The sequence below is a fragment of the Psychromarinibacter halotolerans genome (genome assembly GCF_029168315.1).
Lineage (GTDB): Bacteria > Pseudomonadota > Alphaproteobacteria > Rhodobacterales > Rhodobacteraceae > Psychromarinibacter > Psychromarinibacter halotolerans.
In genome coordinates this window covers 1-6,262 of sequence record NZ_JARGYD010000024.1, presented here as the reverse complement: position 1 = coordinate 6,262, position 6,262 = coordinate 1, and the positions used below count along the sequence as shown (strand labels likewise).

General features: G+C 63.0%; 8 protein-coding genes and 1 pseudogene. 6 read left to right on the top strand and 3 right to left on the bottom strand.

Annotation, left to right across the window (positions count from 1 at the left end; all coding sequences use genetic code 11):
* The 3 genes and pseudogenes from P1K30_RS23665 to P1K30_RS23655 form a co-directional block, all read right to left on the bottom strand.
* Positions 1 to 1,034: IS256 family transposase (locus tag P1K30_RS23665; RefSeq protein ID WP_420852190.1), on the bottom strand; the 1,034-nt coding region annotated here is incomplete at its 3' end.
* Between the two features lie 83 nt (positions 1,035 to 1,117).
* Positions 1,118 to 1,465, bottom strand: coding sequence for a Mu transposase domain-containing protein (locus P1K30_RS23660; RefSeq protein ID WP_275635209.1), 348 nt, complete (start codon positions 1,463 to 1,465; stop codon positions 1,118 to 1,120).
* 162 nt (positions 1,466 to 1,627) lie between these two features.
* Positions 1,628 to 1,873 (bottom strand): annotated as a pseudogene (locus P1K30_RS23655) (transposase); the annotation flags it as partial.
* Positions 1,874 to 1,997: 124 nt separating this feature from the next.
* Here P1K30_RS23655 and P1K30_RS23650 point away from each other — a divergent pair.
* From P1K30_RS23650 to P1K30_RS23625, 6 genes are all read left to right on the top strand, one after another.
* Positions 1,998 to 2,171 carry a hypothetical protein gene (locus P1K30_RS23650; RefSeq protein WP_275635208.1) on the top strand — a complete coding sequence of 58 codons (174 nt, stop codon included), beginning with the start codon at positions 1,998 to 2,000 and terminating at the stop codon, positions 2,169 to 2,171.
* A gap of 287 nt (positions 2,172 to 2,458) precedes the next feature.
* On the top strand, positions 2,459 to 3,112 hold the full coding sequence (locus tag P1K30_RS23645; RefSeq protein ID WP_275635207.1) for an isochorismatase family protein: 654 nt from the start codon (positions 2,459 to 2,461) through the stop codon (positions 3,110 to 3,112).
* A gap of 86 nt (positions 3,113 to 3,198) precedes the next feature.
* The gene (locus P1K30_RS23640; RefSeq protein ID WP_275635206.1) at positions 3,199 to 4,053 is read left to right on the top strand and encodes a polysaccharide deacetylase family protein; all 855 of its coding nucleotides are present in this window, start codon (positions 3,199 to 3,201) and stop codon (positions 4,051 to 4,053) included.
* Between the two features lie 178 nt (positions 4,054 to 4,231).
* Entirely contained in the window at positions 4,232 to 5,278 is a 1,047-nt protein-coding gene (locus P1K30_RS23635) for a helix-turn-helix domain-containing protein (protein ID WP_275635205.1), read from the top strand.
* Between the two features lie 101 nt (positions 5,279 to 5,379).
* Positions 5,380 to 5,661, top strand: coding sequence for a transposase (locus tag P1K30_RS23630; RefSeq protein ID WP_275635204.1), 282 nt, complete (start codon positions 5,380 to 5,382; stop codon positions 5,659 to 5,661).
* Positions 5,603 to 6,262, top strand: a 660-nt coding sequence (locus P1K30_RS23625) for an IS3 family transposase (protein WP_275635203.1), incomplete at its 3' end; no start/stop codon positions are given. The genes P1K30_RS23630 and P1K30_RS23625, both read left to right, overlap by 59 nt.

Genomic DNA, 6,262 nt, shown 5'->3' with positions numbered 1-6,262 from the left:
TGTAATCCGTACGTCCATGGCAGCCCCACACGCAAAGAACTCACCTTAGCACGGGCCGCAACGACGAAGATGACCCCCATGTTTTGTCCACTCCCCTTCTCGGTGAAGGTGTCGAGGGCGGTCTCGGCGACGGCGCGGGTCTCGGCCTGCCAGATCTCGCGCAGATCGGCTTTCACCGCCGGGTGCATCGACTTCGGGACCTTGTTCAGGACGTTGGACACTTTGTGGGTCCAGCACCGCTGATGGCGCGTGCTGGGAAAGATCTCCTCCATCGCCTTCCAGAACCCGAGCGCGCCGTCACCGACCGCCGCGTCCGGCGGCACCGAGAGGCCGCGGCTCCGGAGGTCCACCAGCAGTTCGCGCCAGCTCTGCGCGCTCTCGCGGACCCCGACCTGGAAGCCCACCAACTCCTTCTTACCTTCGGGGGTCGCCCCGATCATCACCAGCATGCACTCGGCCTGGGGCTCCATTCGGGCCTGGAGGTAGACACCGTCGGCCCAGACGTAGACATAGCGTCGCGCGGAGAGGTCGCGACGTTGCCAGCGATCATGCTCGCCCTGCCACTCGCTGGTAAGACGCGAGATCGCGCCCGGCGACAGGTTCGGCGCATCCGGCCCGACCAGCGCGCTCAGGGCCTCCTGGAAGTCCCCGGTCGAGACGCCCCGCAAGTAGAGGACCGGGAGCAAGGCATCGAGGCTGGGCGAGCGCCGCGCCCATTTCGGCAGGATGCGTGAGCTGAACCGGATCTTGCTCTCCGGCCGCACATCGGCAGATCGGTCGCGGATCTTCTGGCGCTGCACGGGGATCGGGCCGATGCCGGTCTGGATCGACCGCTCCGGCCCGGTTCCGTGGTGAACGACGCGCTGCCGGCCGTCGGGCAGGCGCTCCTCAGCAAACTGCGCGACAAAGCTCGCAGCCTCTGCCTTCAGCGCCGCGGCAAGCATCTGGCGGGCGCCGTCTCGCGCGATCTCGGTGAGTGGATCGATAACCGATCCGGGCTGGTGAAACGGGGTGATCGTGGTATCGTCTTCCATAGGCGTATCGCTCCTTCGGGAGGTTCTGGCAGGCTTTGACACCCGCCACGATACGCCGCCTTCTCAGGCCGTATCACCCAAATTCAGCCATAGCTCCCCTGCAACTGACGGAATGCCTCCGGCATCTCGACAAACGGAGCCCCGTTGCGCAGCGCGCCCGGCTTGCGCTGAACCACGGCGAGGTAATGGCGCCAGTCATAGATGACGCGTCCGGGGTGCCGGTGCGACCGTTCAATGATGCGCTGGTGCTCGCAGACCACGTGCCCTTCGGCCACGATCACCAGACGTTCGGGGTAGATGAGCAAGCTGACAGGGCGGCTCGCAAAGCTGGCAGGCACAGAGTAACGATTGCGCTCGAAAGTGATCAGGAAGGTGGGTGAGACCCGCTTGCTTTGCTCGACATAGCCATCGAAGGCCGTGGGTAACGGCATCAGCGCAGGCTTCTCGGCCTCCCAGGCATCGGCGATGGTGCCGGGCAGGCTGCCATGTCTGGTCTCGGTCCACAGCGCCTTTCATCGCTGTTCCAGCCAGATGGCCAGTGCATCAAGATCCGGGAAGGCTGGCACCACCTGCCAGATCCGGTGGCGCGCATCGCGGACGTTCTTCTCGACCTGACCTTTCTCCCATCGTAGCGCCATGCCGAACAGCACCTTCATCATCAGGCATGTCTGGACGGCGGTATCGCTATCGGTCTGCTGTCGACCGCGTTTTCCGGTCGGCGCAGCATCCCAGATCATCTCGGCATCGAACCAGATCGTCAGCGAGAGCCGGCGCTTGAGCGCTTCGTTATAGGCCGGCCAGTTCCTGGTCTTGTAGGTTGGGGGTGTCGGTCTGCTCATGCATCCCAGCTACCACGCTGGATTCACGAGATGAATCCCTCACAGGATTTGTGTAACAGAGCCGCGTGGAAGGACAACCGCAAGGTGGTCCGAGCAGAATACGCGGCTGCGCAACTCGGTTCCCATGCAACCGACGCCCGGCAGCGACACGCCCTACATCCTGGCCAACCACTGCCGGTGGGAGCGGTATTCGGAAATCGTGCCCAATCCCCTGCGGCCGTGCTTCCGCTCTTTCGTGCTGGGCACGGCGACGGCAAACAACGCCGCGGGCATGCCGGGGCTCTACCGGCTGGCGTAACCGGTGGGCGCATCGGCGGATGCATCCGATGCAGAACCAGTGAACCTGGCTGGATTTCCAGCATCAGATCGGCTCGGTCTACAGGGGCGGTATTCGGATGCGCCTGGCGCGGTCTATTCCATCGGCGCGTGGTTTTCTTTCTGCCAGCGCAATCGGACCCCGGATGGCTTGACCCGGCGATCCCTGATCAAACCTAGTTACGGGAAACCTGCCCATTGGCGAGGCTGCTGCGTGCGGAGATGTGCCCCGCTCGGAGCCTTGCGAAGATCGAAACAGGAGAACGACCGATGAGCGATACGTCCCAAGGTGATCACGAGTACTTCCGCAAGCGGGGGTTCGGCGGCGAAATGGGATTCGGGGACCGTCCGGCACTTCTGGTGATCGACATCATGAACGCCTTCACGAACCCGGGTATGCCTCTGGGCGCGGACCTGAGCCTGCAAATCGAGCATATCAATACGCTTCTTGATGCTGCCGAGGCGGCCAAGACGCCCGCCTTCTTCTCAGTTGTCAGCTACGAGGAGGCGGATTGCCGCGACGCCGGCATATGGGGAAACAAGATGAGCGGGCTGTTCGACCTCAAGACGGGGTCCGAAGCGGTCGAGCTCGATCCGCGGCTGCACATGCCGCGGGAAGCGTCCGTCTTAAACAAGAAATATGCCTCCTGCTTCTTTGGAACGGATCTCGTCTCCCGGTTGCAATCGTGGCGGGTGGACACACTGATCATCACCGGTTGCACGACGAGCGGATGCGTGCGGGCGAGCACGGTGGACGCCGTGCAATACGGCTTCCGGCCGATCGTCGTGGAGGAGGCGGTCGGCGACCGCTCCCAGCTCGCCCATAGACAGGCGCTGTTCGACATCCAGGCCAAGTATGGCGACGTCAGGAGCATCGAGGACACGGTGGCACGGCTCGCGCAGGTCGCGGCCGCCGCCGGGTAGGGTCGGCATTCACCTGAACGTGGGAGCGGACGGCATGCTCGCTCGACCTGTCGCACGAAACGACTGAAAACCGCAGAGAGGACAAAATGGACAATACCCTGTACGACTATTCCCCGATCGTTTCGCGGCCCCAGCTTACCTGGCCCGATGGGGCTCGCGTGGCCTTCTACATCGGGCTGAACATCGAACATTACGCGGTCGACAAACCCTCGACGAGCATCTTTCCGGGCACGGCCGGCCTCGCGCCGGATCCTCTCAACTACGGTTGGCGCGACTACGCGCTGCGGGTAGGCATCTGGCGCCTCGTCGACGCGCTCGACCGCTTCAAGCTGCCAGCGACCGTCCTGCTCAATTCCGATTGCTGCCAGCACTATCCGCAGGTGATCGAAGCCGGACGCGAAAGAGGCTGGGCGTGGCTGGCGCACGGCAAGAACAACTCGGTCTTCCAGGCGGGCATGACCATGGACGAGGAACGGGCCTATCTCTCCGAGGTGGTCGGCACCATTGCCGAGGCGACGGGGCAGGACGTCCGGGGCTGGCTCGGGCCAGCGCTCACGGAGACTTTCGAAACACCACGCCTGCTGAGGGACCTTGGCCTGACTTATCTGCTTGACTGGTGCGCGGACGACCAGCCGTTCGCGCTGAACGTGCCGGGAATGATCTCGGTCCCCTATTCGATCGAACTGAACGACGTGACGATGTTCCTCGGAAAGAGTCTGTCGGGCGAGCAGTTCTACCAGATGGTCGTGGACCAGTTCGACCAGCTTTATGCCGATGGCGAACAGACCGGGCGGGTGATGGCGCTTTGCCTGCATCCCTTTATCATCAATCAGCCGTTCCGCCACAAGTACCTGGTCAAAGCCCTGGAATACATCGCAGGACACGAGGGGGTATGGTTCACAACGGCCGACGATATCGCGGCCTACTACGCGGATCAGTAGGCGTCCGGCCCGCAAGGCACCGGCCCCGCCGCCGGGTCGGGTCGTCGGTGCGTTGCCTCTCGTCTTCCTGCGTTGACGGTTCTGATGCGAGGTGATTTACTTTTCATCAGAACTTAGAGACCTGAGAGATGTTGATCCCGGCGGGCTCCTGCATGAACTTCGGCGGAGCCGACGCGCAATGGCGACCAGCGATTGCGGCACGGACGCTCGCGAGAAGCAGCGTCCCGGTCGGGCACAGGGAGAACACGCGATGAAGCGGGAAGTGACTCTCCGAAGCGCGAACGAAAAGAACACGTACAGGGAAATCATCGGCTCACTCTTCGGATCCTATGACCTGCGGTTTTCCCCCGACCGACAGTTTTCGGCAGAGGTCAAATGCGTCGATATAGGTGAATTCAGGTTTGCCTGCGTGCAGGCCAGCAATCAGCTCGGAGTCAGGCAGCACAAGCAGGTCGAGAAGGACCAGAGGGACGATCTTGTTCTGTTTACCTCTCTCTCGGGCGCGGTCCAGCTTACCCAGAACAGACGGGAGCTGACCGTCCGCCCCGGGGAATTGGGCCTTTACGATCTGCGCAGCCCCTCCGTCTGGAAGCATAGCGATCCCACCGCGGCTCTGAACCTCGTCATTCCGGGAGAGACGTTGCGGCGGCGGCTGGCGGGATTGAGCCGGAAGACGTCATTCCCCTACAAGGTATCCTCTGGGATGAGCAGGCTGTCTCATGGCCTTTTCATGAATTTGTGGAACGAAGTCGACGGAATCTCGAGTTTCGATGCCGAGGTCTGCACCCGGTATCTGGCGGATCTGCTGGCGCTGTCCATCGAACGTGGCGAGAAATCCTTGCCGCTCAACAAGCAGGCGGCGCGCAGGGCCCTCTATCACCGCAGCGTTGCCTTCATCCGGTCCCATCTGGAGGATCCGGACCTTGCTCCGCAGGGCATCGCCGAAGCCGCAGGGATATCGGTGCGTTATCTCCACCAGATATTCGAGGAAGCGGGGCAAAGCGTCTGCACCTGTCTGCGCGATGCCAGACTGGAGCGGGCCCACGCCGAGTTGTCCCGACCTCGGACAATCGCCTACCCGATCAGCGAGATCGCGCACCGCTCCGGCTTTCGCAACCCCTCGCATTTCGCAACGGCCTTCAAGCGCCGATACGGCCTGCGCCCTCGCGACAAGCAGAACCTAGAGTGTGAACCGGCATGCAAAATTGACCCCGTAGCGGGGTAATCGGCACCCAAAAGTGACCCCCTTAGGGAGTGCGCCCTTCGGGGTGGACAGATTGAGCGAGTTGAGTTGACCGGGAGCGGGCTGTCAGAGGAAGAAAGCCCATGCCGAAACGCCATCGCAGCCATAGCACCGAGTTCAAGCGCCAGGACGTCGCCGAGTATCATGCCTGCGAGACCTTGCATGCTCTTGGTCGCCGGCACGAACTTTCGAGAAAACTGATCCGCATTTGGATCGAGAAGGCGGAGGCCGGTGCGTTGGATGAAGACGCGGCCGCGGCCGAGCTGCTCACGAACTACGAGGCGCGCATCGCAGCCCTCGAGCGCCTTGTCGGGAGGCAGGCGCTCGATCCAGACCCTCGCCGAGAAGCGTGCCTGCGTCCGTGAGCGTCGGCACGACAACCTCTCGATCCAACGGGGGTGCGAACTGATGGGCGTGGCGCGATCGAGTTTCTATGCCGAACCCGTGGGCAGGCCCGCTGATGCGGTGATCGTGGCCGAGATCCGCGACATCACCGACGAGTTCGAGGGGTATGGCTATCGACGCGTCGATGCCGAACTCCGTCACCGCGGTTTCGTCGTGAATGCCAAGAAGGTCCGACGGCTGATGAAGGAGAACGACCTGAATCCGCGGCGACGGAGACGTTTTGTCCGCACGAATGACAGTGATCACGACAGCCCCATCTCCCGCGCGTCGCGAAAGGGTTCGAGGTTCACGGCCCGGAGCAGCTCTGGGTGGCCGACCTACCTCACGATCACCGGGGGCTTCGCCTATGCCGCGCTCATTCTTGATGCCTGGTCCCGCCGCGTGGTGGGATGCGCGATCGGCCGAGGCATTGATGCGCGCCTCGCCGTGAAGGCGCTTCGGCAGGCGATCGCGCAGCGCAGGCCCTTGCCCGGGTGCGTGTTTCACACCGACCGCGGCCCGCAATACGCATCAGAGATTCATCGCGACCTGCTCGAGGAACATGGCTTCATCGGCTCCATG

Coding starts and splice junctions, on each gene's coding strand:
- P1K30_RS23660 (WP_275635209.1), bottom strand. CDS start 1,465: ATGCCGTTACCCACGGCCTTCGATGGCTATGTCGAGCAAAGCAAGCGG.
- P1K30_RS23650 (WP_275635208.1), top strand. CDS start 1,998: ATGCAACCGACGCCCGGCAGCGACACGCCCTACATCCTGGCCAACCAC.
- P1K30_RS23645 (WP_275635207.1), top strand. CDS start 2,459: ATGAGCGATACGTCCCAAGGTGATCACGAGTACTTCCGCAAGCGGGGG.
- P1K30_RS23640 (WP_275635206.1), top strand. CDS start 3,199: ATGGACAATACCCTGTACGACTATTCCCCGATCGTTTCGCGGCCCCAG.
- P1K30_RS23635 (WP_275635205.1), top strand. CDS start 4,232: ATGGCGACCAGCGATTGCGGCACGGACGCTCGCGAGAAGCAGCGTCCC.
- P1K30_RS23630 (WP_275635204.1), top strand. CDS start 5,380: ATGCCGAAACGCCATCGCAGCCATAGCACCGAGTTCAAGCGCCAGGAC.